This window comes from Halococcus salsus, from assembly GCF_009900715.1.
In the GTDB taxonomy this organism is placed as follows: Archaea; Halobacteriota; Halobacteria; order Halobacteriales; family Halococcaceae; genus Halococcus; species Halococcus salsus.
The window spans coordinates 1,275,963-1,291,907 of sequence record NZ_JAAAJC010000001.1 but is presented as its reverse complement, the minus strand read 5'-3'; the positions used below and the strand labels follow the sequence as shown (position 1 = coordinate 1,291,907).

17 protein-coding genes and 1 tRNA gene are annotated in these 15,945 nt (G+C 65.7%); 8 read left to right on the top strand and 10 right to left on the bottom strand.

All coding sequences use genetic code 11. The features are described 5' to 3' along the window. Positions 1-37: 37 nt before the first annotated feature. Together GT355_RS18540 and GT355_RS06660 are read left to right on the top strand one after the other, a co-directional pair. Positions 38-340 (top strand): DUF7563 family protein, encoded by a 303-nt coding sequence (locus GT355_RS18540; RefSeq protein ID WP_420825954.1) that lies wholly within the window; start codon positions 38-40, stop codon positions 338-340. Between the two features lie 89 nt (positions 341-429). Further along, positions 430-651 (top strand): antitoxin VapB family protein, encoded by a 222-nt coding sequence (locus GT355_RS06660; RefSeq protein WP_160133876.1) that lies wholly within the window; start codon positions 430-432, stop codon positions 649-651. A gap of 25 nt (positions 652-676) precedes the next feature. Here the strand turns inward: GT355_RS06660 and GT355_RS06655 are convergent, their stop codons facing one another. After that, complete coding sequence (locus tag GT355_RS06655; protein ID WP_160133875.1) at positions 677-1,093, bottom strand: hypothetical protein; 417 nt, start codon at positions 1,091-1,093, stop codon at positions 677-679. A gap of 237 nt (positions 1,094-1,330) precedes the next feature. On the opposite strand from GT355_RS06655, the gene GT355_RS06650 reads away from it, so the two are divergent. After that, positions 1,331-2,227 carry an NAD(P)-dependent oxidoreductase gene (locus GT355_RS06650; protein ID WP_160133874.1) on the top strand — a complete coding sequence of 299 codons (897 nt, stop codon included), beginning with the start codon at positions 1,331-1,333 and terminating at the stop codon, positions 2,225-2,227. Positions 2,228-2,260: 33 nt separating this feature from the next. Here GT355_RS06650 and GT355_RS06645 read toward each other — a convergent pair whose 3' ends face one another. The 7 genes from GT355_RS06645 to GT355_RS06615 all read right to left on the bottom strand — a co-directional run bounded on the left by GT355_RS06645 (position 2,261) and on the right by GT355_RS06615 (position 9,182). After that, a complete protein-coding gene (locus tag GT355_RS06645; RefSeq protein ID WP_160133873.1) occupies positions 2,261-3,292 on the bottom strand; it encodes a 2-hydroxyacid dehydrogenase in 1,032 nt (343 codons plus the stop codon). Then, positions 3,289-4,809: an FGGY-family carbohydrate kinase gene (locus GT355_RS06640; protein ID WP_160133872.1), complete on the bottom strand. Its 1,521-nt coding sequence runs from the start codon at positions 4,807-4,809 to the stop codon at positions 3,289-3,291. The genes GT355_RS06645 and GT355_RS06640 overlap by 4 nt, the downstream gene beginning before the upstream one ends. Further along, positions 4,806-5,816: a class II fructose-bisphosphate aldolase gene (gene fba / locus GT355_RS06635; RefSeq protein ID WP_160133871.1), complete on the bottom strand. Its 1,011-nt coding sequence runs from the start codon at positions 5,814-5,816 to the stop codon at positions 4,806-4,808. Before fba ends, GT355_RS06640 begins: the two co-directional genes overlap by 4 nt. Before the next feature lie 61 nt (positions 5,817-5,877). After that, positions 5,878-7,119 carry an ABC transporter permease gene (locus GT355_RS06630; RefSeq protein ID WP_160133870.1) on the bottom strand — a complete coding sequence of 414 codons (1,242 nt, stop codon included), beginning with the start codon at positions 7,117-7,119 and terminating at the stop codon, positions 5,878-5,880. After that, positions 7,119-7,862, bottom strand: a complete 744-nt coding sequence (locus GT355_RS06625) for an ABC transporter ATP-binding protein (RefSeq protein WP_160133869.1) — start codon at positions 7,860-7,862, stop codon at positions 7,119-7,121. Before GT355_RS06625 ends, GT355_RS06630 begins: the two co-directional genes overlap by 1 nt. Before the next feature lie 98 nt (positions 7,863-7,960). Further along, positions 7,961-8,860 (bottom strand): phosphogluconate dehydrogenase (NAD(+)-dependent, decarboxylating), encoded by a 900-nt coding sequence (gene gnd, locus GT355_RS06620; RefSeq protein WP_160133868.1) that lies wholly within the window; start codon positions 8,858-8,860, stop codon positions 7,961-7,963. A gap of 82 nt (positions 8,861-8,942) precedes the next feature. Continuing rightward, positions 8,943-9,182 carry a hypothetical protein gene (locus GT355_RS06615; RefSeq protein ID WP_160133867.1) on the bottom strand — a complete coding sequence of 80 codons (240 nt, stop codon included), beginning with the start codon at positions 9,180-9,182 and terminating at the stop codon, positions 8,943-8,945. 205 nt (positions 9,183-9,387) lie between these two features. Between GT355_RS06615 and GT355_RS06610 the strand changes: the two genes are divergently transcribed. The 4 genes from GT355_RS06610 to GT355_RS06595 all read left to right on the top strand — a co-directional run bounded on the left by GT355_RS06610 (position 9,388) and on the right by GT355_RS06595 (position 14,133). After that, positions 9,388-11,997, top strand: a complete 2,610-nt coding sequence (locus tag GT355_RS06610) for a valine--tRNA ligase (protein ID WP_160133866.1) — start codon at positions 9,388-9,390, stop codon at positions 11,995-11,997. 63 nt (positions 11,998-12,060) lie between these two features. Continuing rightward, positions 12,061-12,642: a 2Fe-2S iron-sulfur cluster-binding protein gene (locus GT355_RS06605; RefSeq protein WP_160133865.1), complete on the top strand. Its 582-nt coding sequence runs from the start codon at positions 12,061-12,063 to the stop codon at positions 12,640-12,642. A 51-nt stretch (positions 12,643-12,693) separates the two neighbouring features. After that, positions 12,694-12,766, top strand: a tRNA-Arg gene (locus GT355_RS06600). A gap of 1,214 nt (positions 12,767-13,980) precedes the next feature. Next, positions 13,981-14,133, top strand: coding sequence for a hypothetical protein (locus GT355_RS06595; protein WP_160133864.1), 153 nt, complete (start codon positions 13,981-13,983; stop codon positions 14,131-14,133). A gap of 128 nt (positions 14,134-14,261) precedes the next feature. On the opposite strand, the gene GT355_RS06590 is transcribed toward GT355_RS06595, so the two are convergent. Then, positions 14,262-14,414 (bottom strand): hypothetical protein, encoded by a 153-nt coding sequence (locus GT355_RS06590; RefSeq protein ID WP_158589386.1) that lies wholly within the window; start codon positions 14,412-14,414, stop codon positions 14,262-14,264. Positions 14,415-14,517: 103 nt separating this feature from the next. On the opposite strand from GT355_RS06590, the gene GT355_RS06585 reads away from it, so the two are divergent. Then, a complete protein-coding gene (locus GT355_RS06585; RefSeq protein WP_240145743.1) occupies positions 14,518-14,730 on the top strand; it encodes an ArsR/SmtB family transcription factor in 213 nt (70 codons plus the stop codon). Here the strand turns inward: GT355_RS06585 and GT355_RS06580 are convergent. Continuing rightward, positions 14,716-15,942, bottom strand: coding sequence for an RNA-guided endonuclease InsQ/TnpB family protein (locus GT355_RS06580; protein WP_160133863.1), 1,227 nt, complete (start codon positions 15,940-15,942; stop codon positions 14,716-14,718). The two genes, GT355_RS06585 and GT355_RS06580, sit on opposite strands and share 15 nt — an antisense overlap. Positions 15,943-15,945 lie beyond the last annotated feature (3 nt).

Genomic DNA, 15,945 nt, shown 5'->3' with positions numbered 1-15,945 from the left:
TCCAGATCTTCCACCCGTACACCCCACTCAGCACGCCGTGACACACGACGTGATACCCGAACGAGAGTCGCTATCCTCCTCGAACCCGATACCGTCAGGCAAGTCGAACAAGCCAGCGCTGAGTACGCCGAACTGTGATAACTGCGGTGCGCTCGTCACACAGCAGTACGTTCGTGTGTTCGCACCGACTGGGATGGTTACCGTTCGGATCCGCCCTGGTTGTCCTGATATGCTCCGGGACGATGGCGGCATTCGCGAGGCGAAATCGAAACACCGGAATCAGCCCTCGTCGTTCGTCGTAGCCAGCGGCTCTGGGCGCTCACACGGAGAGTATCACTGACCTGTTGTAGTCCGCACGAAGTCGGTCCGGATGGGAGCGTTCATCTCAGCCGATGGCACAAGTCGCGTCGACACGAATGGCAACGCAATATGAGCACTGCTGACGAACAGACCAGGGTCAGTTCGGTCGTGAAAACCGAATTAGAGAACCGACGTCGTGAGGAAGAATCGTTCAACGACGTACTTGAGCGACTACTGACCGAGAACCGAGACCTCTTTGCGGGGTTTGGAACCTTCGAAGGGACGGACCGAGGGGAGAGTGTTCAGGAGGTGCACGACCGGGGAAAGAGAGATGAAGATAATCGGGTATGACCCTCCTCTCAGTAAATAAGGGCAATCATGATTGCACGTAGTATTCTAGTCCGCCTAAGATCACATAGACAGCAAGATAGAGTGGCGTTAGACCGATGGCGTAGTATCCCAAACTGAATACACCTGTTGTGAGCAGAATATTTACTGCCAGACCGAAGCCTGACCAACCAATGAGAACGACTGCAAGAGCGACAACGGGGCTGACAACGTCGAACCGAAGATAGGAGGTAATCGGGATGGCGAATACGGCGATCGCATACGCCGACAGAAGTAGATATGTACTGACGGCATCAAGTGTTGGGGGTATGAGTACATTTGCCACATCCCAGCGTGCAACGACTACTCCGCCAAGCGAATAGAGGAACAGCACGCTGACGCCAACACCAACCCCGATTAGTAAGGCTCTGCTCATGGTGTACTGGCCTCTCACGGACCGGCTCATGGCATTTATTACGAGTCGGATGAGATTAAACATACCGCAGAGCTGATCGCCATCTATCTGTATAGTCGACTCAAGAGATAGATCATCGACCACTATCTCAGCTTCAGTTCCTGTATCTGTTGAAGATGCTTGCGTTACGGCCCCCGACGTTCCCGATGCGCTCGAACCGTTCGGCGTCGATAGGTTCTGAGCCGTTTCGCCGGCATCGTTTTGACCCCTGCCCGAGACTCCCGAGCTATGTCAACCGAAACGGTCGGCTTCGTCGGCCTCGGCATCATGGGCGGACCGATGGCGAAGAACCTCGTCGACGCGGGCTACGACGTCGTGGGGCACAACCGCTCCGATGAACCCGTCGAGGATCTCGAAGCCTACGGCGGCGAGGGCGCGGACTCACCCGAGGAGGTCGCCGAGCGCGCGGACGTCGTGATCACCTGTCTCCCCGACTCGCCAGTCGTCGAGGAGATCGTTCGTGGGGAGGGGGGCGTGCTCGACGGGCTGGAAGACGGGATGGTCGTCGTGGACATGTCGACCATCTCGCCGACGGTGACCGAGGAGCTCGCCGAGGAGATCCGAGCGGAGGGTGCGGCGATGCTCGACGCGCCGATCTCGGGTGGCGAGGAGGGCGCGATCGAGGGCACGCTCTCGATCATGGTCGGCGGCGACGAGTCGGTCTTCGAGGACTGTCGGGAGCTCTTCGAGGTGATGGGCAGTACCGTGACTCACTGCGGGCCGAACGGCGCGGGTCAGACGACGAAGGCCTGCAACCAGATCGTGGTCGCCGCCCAGATGGTCGGGGTGAGCGAGGCGCTGGTGTTCGCCCACCAGGCGGGCGCGGACCTCGAAGCCGTCGTCGAGGCCATCTCAGGGGGCGCGGCGGGCTGCTGGACGCTCGACAACCGTGCGCCCAACATGATTCAAGGCAAATTCGACCCCGGCTTCTTCGCCTCGTACCAATACAAGGACCTCCGGATCGCCACCGACGCCGGCGAGGCGTTCGGTTCGCCGATGCCCCAGACCTCGGTGGCCCACGAACTCTACAAGGCGATGGAGACCACCGGCCGCGGCCGCGACGACAATTCCGGAGTCATGCAGATAATCGAGGACCTCGCGGGCGACGAGGCCAGGGTCGACTGAGAAACGTCGTTGTGTCGCCGCGAACCGGTCAGTTCACTGCACGACGTGCTCGGGCGTCTCGTCGTCGAGGTGTGCTTCGAGCTGTGTCGCGATGATCCGCGGGCCGCCGAGCACGGCATCGCGGGTCGAGCCGGCGACGTGCGGCGTCAGGACGACGTTCTCGAAGTCGAGCAGCGGGTGGTCGTCCGGCAACGGCTCGTCCTGGAAGACGTCGAGCGCCGCGCCGCCGATCTCGTCCGCCACGAGCGCGTCGACGAGCGCGTCCTCGTCGACCAACCCGCCCCGCGCGGTGTTGACCAGGTACGCCTCGTCGTTCATCTGCGCGAACTGTTCCTCGCCGATCATCTCGGCGGTGTCCTCGGAGAGCCGGACGTGGAGGGTCACGGCGTCGGCCGCGGCGAGTAGGTCGGGCAGGTCGGCCGGTTCGGAACCCGCGTCTCGGATCTCGTCGTCGGCGACGAACGGGTCGTAGACCAGACACTCGGTCTCGAAGCCCGCCAGTCGTCGGGCGACGCCGCGGCCGATGTGGCCGAAACCGACGATCCCGACCGTCGCGGTTCGCATATCTGGAGGTAACTGGTCGGGGTCGAACACCTGGCTCCACTCGCCGGTCGAGAGGTCGGCGTGGTTGAACGGGATCTCGCGCACCCGCGAGAGCAGCATCGAGACCGCGTAGTCGGCGACGGCGTCGCGATTCCGGCCGGGCGCGTGCAGGACCGTGATATCGTGCTCGTGGGCCGCGTCGATATCGACGTTCTCCGTCCCGCCGCGGGCGGCCCCGACGATCGAGAGCGAGTCGCCGCTCTCGATGAGGTCGCGGGAGACCGGTGCCTTGTGGACGACGAGGGCGTCGATGCCGTCGAGCCGCTCGGCGATGGCGTCGGTGTCGTAGCTCCCGGGGCCGAGCGACTCCATGTCCATCGTCACGTTCCGGAACTCGCCGGGGGAGGCCTCGCCCATCCAGTCCATCCGCTCGAACGTCAGACCTCGGTCCTCGAGATGGCCGAGCGCTTCGTACATGTACTCGCTCGGCTGTTGTGGGTCACCGCAGAGCAACACGTTCATTCTTCGTGTTGGGACATCTCCCTAAGCGACTTGAGCGTTTCCCACGGCGCGCGCATCCCGTCGACCGCCTGTGAGAACGCCGTCGCCAGCGTCCGATAGGTCGCCTCGACGTCCGGGTTCGGTTCGTACCGGCGGGCCGGCTCGACGGTTCGCTCGACCGCCCACTCGACGTCGGGGTAGACGCCGGCGGCGACGCCACCGCACAGTGCCGCCCCGAGTGCCCCGGTCTCGCGCTCCGCGGGCACCGTCACCGGCCGGCCGGCGATGTCGGCGAACATCCGCGCCCACTCGTCGCTTCGTGCGCCGCCGCCCGTGAGACGGATCGATTCGAGTTCCGGTGCGAACTCGGAGAGCGCATTCGTCTGTGCGACCGCGACGCCCTCGTAGATCGACCGGAGCATCTGCGCGTCGGTGTGGTCCATCCGGAGCCCGAAGAACCCGCCCGTGCCGGTCGGGTCGTCCGTCGAGCCGTTGAGGAACGGGTGGAAGACGACGCCGTTCGAACCGGGGTCGACATCGGCGATCGTCTCCTCGTAGACCGTGTGCGGATCGATGTTCCGTTCGCGCGCCTCCCGGTGCCAGTCGGCCCCGTAGGTCTCGGTGAACCACTCGACGCAGGCCGCGCCGGCCCTGAGCCCCTTGTACCGGATCCAGCCGTCGAGGTAGCGCCGCGGGAGGCCGCCGGTCCCGTCCGCCGGCGAGTCGAGCACCGCGACGCTCTGGCCCCACGTGCCGAGGATCGCGAGGCCGTCGCCGGGTGTGGTGAGACCGGCCCCGAGCGCACACGCCGCGACGTCGTGGAACCCCGTGGCGACCGGTGTCCCCTCGGGAAGCCCGGTTCGGGCCGCGGCCTCGCTCGTCACCGTCCCGCAGGAACCGGTGCTCGGTTTCACCGGTGGCAGCGTCTCGAAGGCTGCCGGGACGTCGAGCAGTTCGAAAATTTCCCTATCGTACTCCCCCTCGGGACCGTAGAAGACGCTCCCCTCAGTGGGGTCAGTCGACCGCTCGCCGGTGAGGCGATGGGTGAGCACGTCCTTCGCGAAGAGTACCGTATCGAGCCGGTCGTACGTCGCCGGGTCGTGCTCGGCGAGCCAGACGAGCAGGCTCAGCGGGTCGGCACCGAACGGCTGCCAGCCGAGGCGGTCGGCGACCGCGTCGGCCACGTCCGAGCGCTGTTCGTCGATGATACCGATAGCCCGGCTGTCGGTCGATTTGATCCCACAGACGGGTTCCCCGTCGCTATCGAGCCCGTAGAGACCGTGACCGTGACCGGCGACGCCGACCCCGGCGACCGCCGCCGGCGTGACCGCGGGCGCGTCGAGCACCGCTGTGACCGTCTCGCCGACGGTCTCCCAGAGCCGGTCGTGGTCCTGCTCGTCCCGGTCGGTCGGCGTCTCGACCGTCGGCGTCGGTTCGGAGGCGGTCGCGAGGTCGTCGCCCGTCCCGTCGAACGCCGTCACCGTGACGTTGGTCAGCCCGGCGTCGATCCCGATCAGGACGGGATCGTCCTCGGTCATCGTCCCGCGGCCATCGTCTCGCCGGCGGTGCCCGTCACCTCACAGAGGTCGCTCATGACCGTCGCGACGCGGTCGCGGGCGGCGTTCGAGACGACGTGCGGGTGGAAGAACGTCTTCTCCGGTGACCAGTCGCTCTCGGCGAAGAAGTTCGAGCGGTCGTCGGCGACGCCCTCGGGCGGGCGGATGGCGTCCGCGTGGTCGTGGTAGAAGTCCGCGGCGGTCCGGGCGAACTCGTACTGGTAGCGGGTGTTCTTGTTGAACTTGCAGACCCCGGCGTCGAGCAGCGCCTCGATCCGCTCGTCCGCGAGGCCGGAGGCCCCGTGCACGACGAGGAAGGTCTCTTCCCCTGCCTCGACGAGCGCCTCGTCGATCGCCACGGCGAGGTCCGGTCGCACGTCGAGGTCCCGGTCGGACGCGACGCCGTGTTGTGTGCCGATCGAGACCGCGAGCAGGTCACAGCCCGTGCGCTCGACGAACTCGACGGCCGTCTCGGGGTCGGTGTAGAACGCCTCGTCGGCGGCCGTCTCGGTGCTGCCCTCGACGCCCGCGATGCGACCGAGTTCGGCCTCGACGAGCAGGTCGTCGTCGGCCCGCTCGACGGTCCCGGCGGTGTACTCGACGTTCTCCTCGAACGGCCGGTCGGAGGCGTCGACCATCACCGAATCGGGGACGTCCGAGTCGAGGCAGGTTTCGAGGAACTCCGCCTCCTCGGGGAGGTGGACGTGGTCGACGTTGCAGAACGCCTCGATACCGTACTGCTCGGCGAGCGAGTCGAGGGCTGCACCGAGGACCTCCAGCCCGACCGCGGGGTCACCGCCACCGAAGAAGGCCGCCTCCTCGCGGCTCGCTTGTACGACTAGATCGGCGTCGGCGGTGGCGCTTCCGTCGAGCAGCCCGACGAGGACGTCGAAGTGGGTGACGTTGCTCGCGAAGAAGCCGTATCGACCCGCCCGCGCCCGTTCGTAGAGTTCCCGGAGGTCGACGGTCGAGTCGGATGACGGAGACATGCGGAGGGATCGTCACCCGTCGCACATAGGGGGCTCGTTTCAGCGAGCGATCGAACGCCCCTCACTCGTACCTGAGCGCGTCGATGGGGTCGATCCGGGCGGCGCGCCACGCGGGGTAGAGCCCGGCGAGGACCCCAACCAGGATCCCGACGGCGACCGCGATGGCGAACCAGCCGTAGGCCGGAGTGAACGCCACCTCGGCGTAGAGCGTCGCGCCATAGGCCACGGCCACACCGAGCGGGAGCCCCACGATGGCCCCGACGACGCCGAGCAGCGTGGCTTCGGTGAGAAACAGCGCCATCACGTCGCGGTTGCGCGCGCCGACGGCCTTCATGATCCCGATCTCGCGGGTCCGTTCGGCCACGCTCACCAGCATGATGTTGGCGATCCCGACGGCGGCGACCACCAGCGCGATCACCCCGATCCCGGTGACGAACCGCGTGACGCGGTCGATGATCGACGCCACCCGGTCGACGAAGTCACCGCTGGTCTGGGCGCTCGGCTCGACCGACTCGGGGACGAGTTCGGCGGCGTCGGAGGGGCCGCGGAGGTAGGTCCGAACCCGTTCCCGAACCCCATCGATCCGTGCGGGGTCCGCGACCACCGTGACCTGCGGGTACGCACGCTGAGTCGCGCCCGTAACGGGGCTCTCGACGGTCTGCTGGTAGAAGGGCTCGACCGGCACGTAGAACTGCGCGCCGCCCGCGAACGAGGTGAACGGCAGCTCCCCGACGGTGCGGTTGACGACCCCGACGACCGCGACCCGGCTCCGCGTCCCGTTCGCCAGCGTTATCGTGAGGCTATCGCCAACCGAGACGTTCCGATCGAACGTCCCGGTCGCGGCGCGGTTCACCACGACCTCCCGTGCCCCCGAGCGGAACGCCCGTCCCGCGACCACCGAATCCGCCGGGAACGCCCGCGGCGTGGTGGCGAGGATCTGTCTCTGTGAGACCGAGTCGTTCCCGAATCGGAGTTCGGAGACCGGAACGTTGCCGCGCGGGACCGCCGCACGAGCCCCCTCGATCGCCCGCAGCTGCGCGACGTCGTGGGCGGTGAAGACCGGCTGGCCGACACCGCCACCGAAGCCGCCGTCGTCGTCCGTTGCCGTCGGAAGGGCGTAGATATCGCTGGCGCTCGACGAACCCACGTCGCTCACGATGTCGGCCTTCACGCTCGCGCCGAACGTCGCGAACGTCACCACCGACGCGATCCCGATCACGACGCCGACGACCGTGAGCGCCGACCGGAGCTTGTGCGACCGCACCGACCGCGACGCCATCCGGAGCGTCTCGCCGACCTCCATCAGGCGTCCCGCGCCCGGGTCGTAGTGTGGTCCCCGAGCTCCTCGGTCGACTCTCGGCGGCCGTCGCGAACGGTGACGATCCGGTCGGCGTGCTCGGCGATCTCCCGCGCGTGCGTCACGAGCAGGACCGTCGTCCCGCGGTCGTTCGCCGCCGCGAGGAGGTTCATGACCCCCGCGCCGGTCTCGGTGTCGACGTTGCCGGTCGGTTCGTCGGCGAGCACGACGGCGGGGTCGGGCGCGAGCGCACGGGCGATCGCGACCCGCTGGCGCTGGCCACCCGAGAGCTGCGTCGGGCGGTGGTGGAGGCGGTCGCCGAGGCCGACTCGGTCGAGGAGGTCGGTCGCACGCTCGTGGCGGCGCTCGCGCGACCAGCCGGCGAACACCAGCGGGAGGGCGACGTTCTCGACGGCGTCGGAACGGGGGAGGAGGTTGAAGGTCTGGAAGACGAAGCCGATCTCGGTGCCGCGGATCGCGGCGCGCTCGTCGTCGGTGGCGGCACCGAGGTCGTTGCCGGCGACCTCCACGGTGCCCTCGGTCGGCGTGTCGAGCGCCCCCACGAGGTTCAACAACGTGCTCTTGCCCGACCCGCTCGGCCCCATCACCGCGGTGTACGACCCGTCGGCCAGCGAGAGCGAGACGCCGGCGAGCGCCTCGACGGTCCCGCCGAGGTCGTAGGTCTTCCGGACGTCCGTGAGGCGCACGACCGGCCCGTTCGATGGGGTCGTGGCGGCAGTCCTGCTCACACCGGAATTGGGGCCGGAGAGGGCATGAACGTTGGTATCACCCACCTCGGCGGCCGGTGGGTGCGACGAGCCGTTCGGCTCCCGTCGCTCTCGCTCGCTTACTCGCTTCGAGCGACCTCGTGACGACCGAACCCGTACCGGAGTCGGTTCGCGAGGCGGCGCGCGAACCGGCCGTTCGCGGCGCGCGAGCCGAACCGTTCGGCGAGCGCGGTGTAGATCAACGGCACCGGGATTTCTTGACTCAGGGCCTCCTGGACGGTCCAGGTCCCAGTCGAGCCGCCCTCGACACGGTCGGCGACGGTTCCCAGATCCGAGCCCTCCTCCGCGAACGCCTCCTCGCAGAGTTCGAGGAGCCACGACCGGATGACCGCGCCGTTGTTCCAGGTCCGTGCGACCGATTCGAGGTCGAGGTCGTAGCGACCGTCCGCGAGGAGTTCGAACCCCTCGCCGTAGGCTTCCATCAGCGCGTACTCGACGCCGTTGTGGACCATCTTGACGTAGTGACCCGAGCCGGCGGGCCCCATCCGCGCGTGGCCCGCGGGTCCGGTCGCCACCGCGTCGAAGACGGGCGTGAGTTCGTCGTAGGCCCACGCCGGCCCGCCGACCATGAGCGAGAAGCCGGCCTCCGCGCTCGCGGGTCCGCCCGAGGTTCCACAGTCGAGATAGGCCGCGGGTGTCGATTCCGCGCGGCGCGTCGAGTCCTCGAAGTGGGAGTTGCCGCCGTCGACCACGACGTCCTCGTCGTCGAGGTGGGGTTCGAGGTCCGCGAGCGCGGCGTCGATGGCGTCGCCCGCGGGCACCATCAACCAGATCCGCTTCTCCTCGCCCAACTGCTCGACGAGATCCGCGAGCGAGTCGGCGGGGTCGGCCCCCGCGTCGGCGACGGCCGCCACGGCCTCCGCGTCCACGTCGAAGGCGACGACCTCGTGACCCGCATCGAGCGCGCGGTCGGCGACGATCCGTCCCATCCGCCCGAGTCCGATAACCCCGAGTTGCATAGTCGCCTCTCACCGGGGGTGAAGGTAGGAATTGTGATCCCCGCGGCGGGGCTCCGTCCTCGAACCGTTCCCGGATCGGCCGCTACGGCCGTCGGTCGTGGTCCGGCGGAACCACGTACTGGTCGGTCGGGTCGACCTCGCGTGTCGCGTAGGGGTTGGCCCCGGGAACGAGGTCCTCGACGGTCACACCCTGATTGGCGGCGACGCGTTCGACGAGTTCGCCGTTCTGCATCCGCTGGAGGCCGTGCCAGAGCCCGAGGAACAGCGCGGTCGGCGCGATGCAGACGAACGCCGCAACGAGGAGGCGAAACAGGGTACTCATGGGATCGACTGGGGCCGCAGACGGTAATGGTTGATGATCACGTACACACAGTGCCGACATCCGAAGTCCGGTCCGCTGAACGCGAACGCTTATACGCCGAACGAACCCACCTATCGGTATGAGCGTGACCCCGTCGGTAGTACGTCGCTGACCGCCGCGCGAGTTTTCGGTACGATTATCGGGCCGCGACCATCCAAATCCACCAATGACAGAGCTATCTGAGACCTACGACCCGGCCGCCCTCGAAGCCAAGTGGCGCGAGGCGTGGACCGATTCCGACCTGTATCAGTACGAGGAGGAGAGCTCCGACACCGAGTACGTCATCGACACGCCGCCGCCCTACCCGACGGGCGACCTCCACATCGGCCACGCGCTCGGGTGGAGCTACATGGATTTCGCCGCCCGGTATCACCGGATGCTCGGCGAGAACGTCTCGTTCCCGCAGGGCTGGGACTGCCACGGACTGCCGACCGAGGTGAAGGTCGAGGAGAACAACGACATCCATCGGACGGAGGTCCCGCGCGAGGAGTTCCGCGAGCTGTGTATCGAGCACACGGAGGACCAGATCGCGGGCATGAAGGAGATGATGGGGGAGCTCGGCTTCTCCCAGGACTGGGACCAGGAGTTCCGGACGATGGACCCGGAGTACTGGGGGACGACTCAGCGCTCGTTCGTGGAGATGCACGACGATGGCTACGTCCACCGCGACGAACACCCGGTGAACTGGTGTCCGCGCTGCGAGACCGCGATCGCCGACGCCGAGGTCGAGGCGATCGACTCGGAGGGGACCCTCTCGACGGTGCGCTTCCCCGGCGTCGAGGGCGACGGGATCGAGATCGCGACCACCCGACCCGAACTCCTCCCGGCCGTCGTCGGGGTGGCGGTCAGCCCGGACGACGAGCGCTACGCCGACCGCGTTGGCGAGACGTTCGAGATCCCGATCTTCGGCCAGGAGGTCGAACTCGTGGCCGACGAGGAGGTCGACGGCGACTTCGGGACCGGCGCGGTGATGATCTCGACCTTCGGCGACAAGCAGGACGTCGACTGGTGGGCGACCTACGACCTCGACCTTCGACCCGTCGTGACGGAGGACGGCCGCCTCGACGAGCGCGTCGAGGAGTTCGGCGGGCTCGAACTCGACGCGGCGAAGGAGCGGATCGTCACCGCGCTCCAGAAGGAGGGCTATCTGGTGAACGAGGAGCCGGTCGAGCAGTCGGTGGGGGCGTGCTGGCGGTGTGACACCCCGATCGAGATCCTCTCGAAGGAGCAGTGGTTCGTCCGAGTCGACCAAGAGGAGATCATCGAGAAGGCCCAGGAGGTGTCGTGGATCCCCGAACACATGTACGGCCGGCTTGAGGAGTGGACCGAGGGGATGGACTGGGACTGGGTGATCAGTCGCCAGCGCGTCTTCGCGACGCCGATCCCGGCCTGGTCGTGCGAGGGGTGTGGCCACTGGCACGTCGCCGACTCCGACGAGCTGCCGGTCGAACCCACGAGCGAGACGCCGGACGAGCCGTGTCCGGACTGCGGTGCGGAAGCGTGGACCGGCGAGACCGACGTGATGGACACCTGGATGGACTCGTCCATCTCGCCGCTCTACATCACCGGGTGGCCCGAGGCCGACTTCACGCCGGTGCAGCTCCGCGAGCAGGGCCACGACATCATCCGGACGTGGGCCTTCTACACCATCCTCCGGACCGCGGCGCTCGAAGGCGAGAAACCGTGGGAGGAGGCACTGGTCAACGGGATGGTGCTGGGAGCCGACGGCAACAAGATGAGCAAATCCCGGGACAACTCCGTCAGTCCGGACGCGGTCGTCGAGGAGCACTCGGCCGACGCCTTCCGCCAGGCGCTCGCGCTCGGCGGCCAGCCCGGGTCGGACATTCAGTTCCAGCCCAAGGAAGTCACGAGCGCGTCGCGCTTCCTCACGAAGCTCTGGAACATCACCCGGTTCGCGAGCCAGCACCTCGATGAGTCCGACGAGGTGGAGCCGGCCTACACCGACGCCGACCGCTGGATCCGCTCGAAGTGCGCGCGGGTCGCCGACGACGTCGCGGCCGACATGGACGACTACCGCTTCGACCGGGCGCTCCGCACCCTCCGGGAGTTCGTTTGGCACGACCTCGCCGACGACTACGTCGAGCTGATCAAGGGCCGGCTCTACGAGGGCACTCCCGAGGAAGGGGCGGCCGCCCGCGAGACGCTCGCGACCACCCTGTCGGCCTCGATCCGGATGCTCGCGCCGTTCTCGCCGTTCCTCGCCGAGGAGACCTACCGTCACCTCCCGAACACCACGGGAAGCGTTCACGCCGCGGCGTGGCCCGACCTCGACGACGGCGACGAAGCCGCGGAGAAGCGCGGCGAGCGGATCGCGGCGGTCGCGAGCGCGGTGCGGGCCTGGAAGTCCGACTCCGGGATGGCGCTCAACACCGACCTCGAACGCGTCGAGGTCTACCCCGACGACGAGGCCGACTTCGAGACCGGCGACCTCGCCGCGACGGTGAACGCGCCGGTTGAGGTGCTCGCGGGCGACCCCGACGTCGAGTTGACTCCCGTGGCCGTCGACCCCGACCACAGCGAGATCGGTCCCGAGTTTCGCGACCAAGCGGGCGCGGTCGTGGGCGCGCTCGAAGCCGCCGACCCCGACGAGATCGCCCGTCAGAAGCGCGAGCACGGCGAGATCGAACTTGACGCGGGCGGCGAAGTGGTGGTGCTCGACCCCGAGATGGTCGAGGTGATCGAGGAGCGCCGGGCGGCGGGCGAGACCGTCGAGGTGCTCGACGTCGAGGGCGCGACGGTGCTGGTCTTTCCGTAGGCCACCACGACGATCGACCGGGACAAACAACAGCTAATTATACCGTGCTTTCGTAGCGCGGCCATGGTCGAGGTACTCGGTGTCGCGATCGGACTCCTGCTGGTTGGCGTGATGGTTGTCTTGCACTTCTCCTCGGGCACCGACCGGCCGATCCCCGACGACATCTCCCAGTCGGTGCTCGAACGGCGGGCGGCGAGCGTCCCCGAGACCGACTTCCCCGAACCGATGAACCGCTCGATCGGCGGCGGGGCGGCTCCGGCCGGCGCGGTCGGCGGTGGCGAGGCCGAGGGCGAACTCGCCGAGGGTGAAACGAGCGAAACCCCGTCGAGCCCCGGCGAGATCCCGGACGACGAGGCCGAGGTGTTCTCGGTCGAGTACGCGAAGGAGGGCGAAACCGTCGACGTGCCCGAGAACCAGACCCTCCTCGAAGCCGGCGAGGACCAGGGTTGGGATATGCCCTACGCCTGCCGACAGGGCCAGTGTCTCTCGTGTGGCGGCCACGTCGCCGACGGCCCCTCCGAGGACTACCTGATCCACGACAACCAGCAGATGCTCGAAGCCGAGGAGTTGGAGGACGGCTACGCGCTGACCTGCGTCAGCTACCCGAAATCCGACTTCACGCTCGAAACCCGCGAAACGCCCTGAGGCGCGCGGCTTTCACAACGCCTAAACCGACGACCCCGTATGGTTCGATGAGGGCGCGTAGCTCAGTGGACAGAGTCCTTGGTTCCGGACCAAGATGCCGCGGGTTCAAATCCCGTCGCGCCCGTTCTCTCACATCTCGCTTGGGATTCACCGAACGGTGTAGGGGTACTTATAAATCGTACCAGTATCACGACCGTTGATTTGAACCTATGGCTACACGGAGTACAGTCCGAGGAAGTTCGCACCTGCGAGCGTGAGGAGCTTCAGGGGATCACATAGGGATGGTAGCGTAGTCTATCCCTTATTTACCCACTCGGGTCGATCTCCGAGAAGCGCCTGTTAGATAGGGCAGACTTTCGCTGGGGTTATCTGATGGACAGAAACAGGCTGAAGAGGATGGTCAACCATCCCGCGTGGCAAGCTGGTGAAGTCATTCACGCTCCTCTCCACCCTCTGCGTGAGAGCAAGTTCTGGTAGAGCAGAGTAGCTATATTCTCTGTAGTCGGAAAGTTCCTCATACGGCTATTCGTCTGCCAGTAGTCGTTCTGAGTGGACGAGTGTGGAGTTAGGAGGGAAACTGCCGGTGATGTCACGCAACGGCCCCTCCCAACTCCATGATGTTGGAAGTCATAATCGAGAGTAAGTCTTTCAGTAACGTAGGAAACAGTCTTTAGGGGGGTTGGATAGCCTTGGCATTGATGCTGGGATACCCTGTTTCGTCCTACCGATGTACCTCGGTTCGAGCCTTAAAACCACCCTGGGAGGCAATGGTCATAATCCATGCTGGATCCGTGGAAAATTTCCTATGAATGAACGAGGTAGCGGTGACCCCCGAGGTAGAAGAACCCGACAAACCCGAGAGTCAGTTGCTCATGTGTAACGACTGTGGGATGCTCCATCCAAGAAAGGAAACTCTGAAAGGGGTCATACCCGCCAGTCACAAACCTGGAAAAACCTGTCACCGTTGCGGAAGTCATGAGTTCTCACAGGTAGTCATCTAAGTAGACATCCACCCTCTACGGGGCTTCTGAGCGTCCGAAGCATCGTCGACAAGGAACGTCGTTCGTCGAACGCCCGTCGCACCCGCTGCTCTGTACGAGCGACACCGGACACGAAGAGCGAACCGCGCGGGGTTGGCCTCATCACTCGCGACGGACGACATACTACTATCCGCCGGTGGCGCTGTTGCCCGTCGGCGCGTTCGTTCGAGTAACGCTTCCTCCACCGCTATCACCAATACGCTGGGTCGCAGTGGCACCGAACCCAGCTGCGACTTTGCGGACCCGAGTTTCGGTTCGCTGACCTAATCTTTTTCTGATACCCGTACCTCGATGAGATATGGACATTCAGTCCTCGTTCCCGGTCGTGGACGGACACTCCTCACAGATCGGGGAAACAGTGGACGAGATCCGTCGCGGAAACCTCCGGGAGGCCTGCTGTGTACTCTTCGAGCGGGCCTACGACCGGCAGGCAGCGATGTCCGAGTTCTGATCCGATTGGGTTTCGGAGCCCGCTACTGATTCGTACTCTCGTCCATCCGGTCGCCATCTCCACCAGCTCGTCGTCTCATCCTCGATCGAGTCCTCTTCTTCGCGTTCTCGTGACTGGATCGGGCCTCGTTATCCGTCGGCTGATTCTCGTTCGTTGAGTTTGTCCCTGATGTCCCGCAGGGAGTTGATCCCGTAGAGGCCGAGCGCCAACCACACGACCGAGAACACGACTCCGAGGACGGCACAGGCCATCGCGATGGTCGTTTCGTTGATTGCCACCATGACGATTCAATAGAAAGGAGGTGGGAGTATAAATCGAAACCATCGACTTCAGTGATTGAAACCGTGTTCGCGGTTTCATATCCACGTATGACGGGTGATAGGTGTGGGTGATGACTCCGATGTGGACGCCATCGGTTCGCTGCTCGCCGACGAGTGTGCGCGAACCATCCTCACGGAGACCGTCGAGGAAGCCCTCTCGGCCGAGGAACTCAGCGACCGCTGTGGAGTGTCACCACCGACGGTCTATCGACGACTCGAAGCCCTCGAAGCACATGACCTCGTCAGTGACTTCCTCCCCACCCTACCGCTCGCCTGACGGCTCGCGCTTGAGGGTGGGGCTTCCTGCTTCGGCGACGTGGTTTGCAGCGACCGGCTGAAAAGCGGTCGCCGTAGGGACCACGGTCTCCACAGGCGTTGATTCGGCACTGCCCGTGCCTATTTCCTCGATACCGCGTTGGAGGACGTTCCACGCGGCGTTTTCGTCTCGGTCGGCGGTGAAGCCACACGCCGGACACGAGTGTTCGCGTACCCAGAGCGGCTTGTCCGTTTCCGCACCACAGCGGGCGCACTCCTTCGTGGTTCCGTGGGGTCGAACCTCCGCGAAGTGCGTCCCTTCGCGTTCGCACTTGTACGCGAGCATCCGGCGGAGGGTTCCCCACGCGGCTGACGCGCGGTTGCGACTGTTGCCGTCGAGTTCCATCAGTCCCTTCGCGTCGAGGTCTTCGACCGCCACGAGGTCGTATTCCCGAGCGTAGTAGTTCGACAGCTTGTGCAGGAAGTCCCGCCGTTTCCGTTTCAGGTCGGCGTGGCGACGGGCGACCTTTCTTCGCTGTTTCTCCCAGTTCGCCGAACCGTGTTCGCGGCGCGAGAGGACACGCTGTTCGTGTTCCAGTCGATCGCGTTCGTGCGAGAGGTCGAGCGACCCGACCGCCGTTCCATCGGTGTCGTGGGCGAATTTGAGTATTCCCACGTCGATGCCGACAACATTCTCGGGGCTCGCCGGTTTCTCCGGTGGGTCATCGGGCGTTTCAACCGACAACACAGCGTACCAGTGCCCTGTGGGTTCTCGCTTCACCGTCATGCCCTTCACGGTCGCGTCGGTGGGGAGGTCGCGGTGTGCGACTATCGGGACCGAACCAATCTTCGACAACCACAGCTCGTCGCGGTCGCTCTTTTGGTCGAGCTTGAAACCGGACTGACTGTACGTGAACGAATAGTAGTATCCCGAACCCTTCCACCGAAGGTGGCCGACGCGGTGGCCGTTCTCCTTCAACCCTTTCAGCGTTGAGAGGTTGTCGTACAGGCGTTGAACGACCTTTTGAAGCACTTTGGAGTGGACTCCGCGTAGGTCGGTCCACCACTCCTTGAGCTTCGGTAGCCGTTCCTGCTCCTTGTACGACGACGTGTTATCGACGCGGTTGAGTCGGTGGAGAAAGTGGTTGTAGACCTGTCGGCAGGTATCCAGCGTCCACGCTAACTGCTCGCGTTGAGCGGGCGTGGGGTTGAGCCGGAACCTGTAGTTGAGCATGGT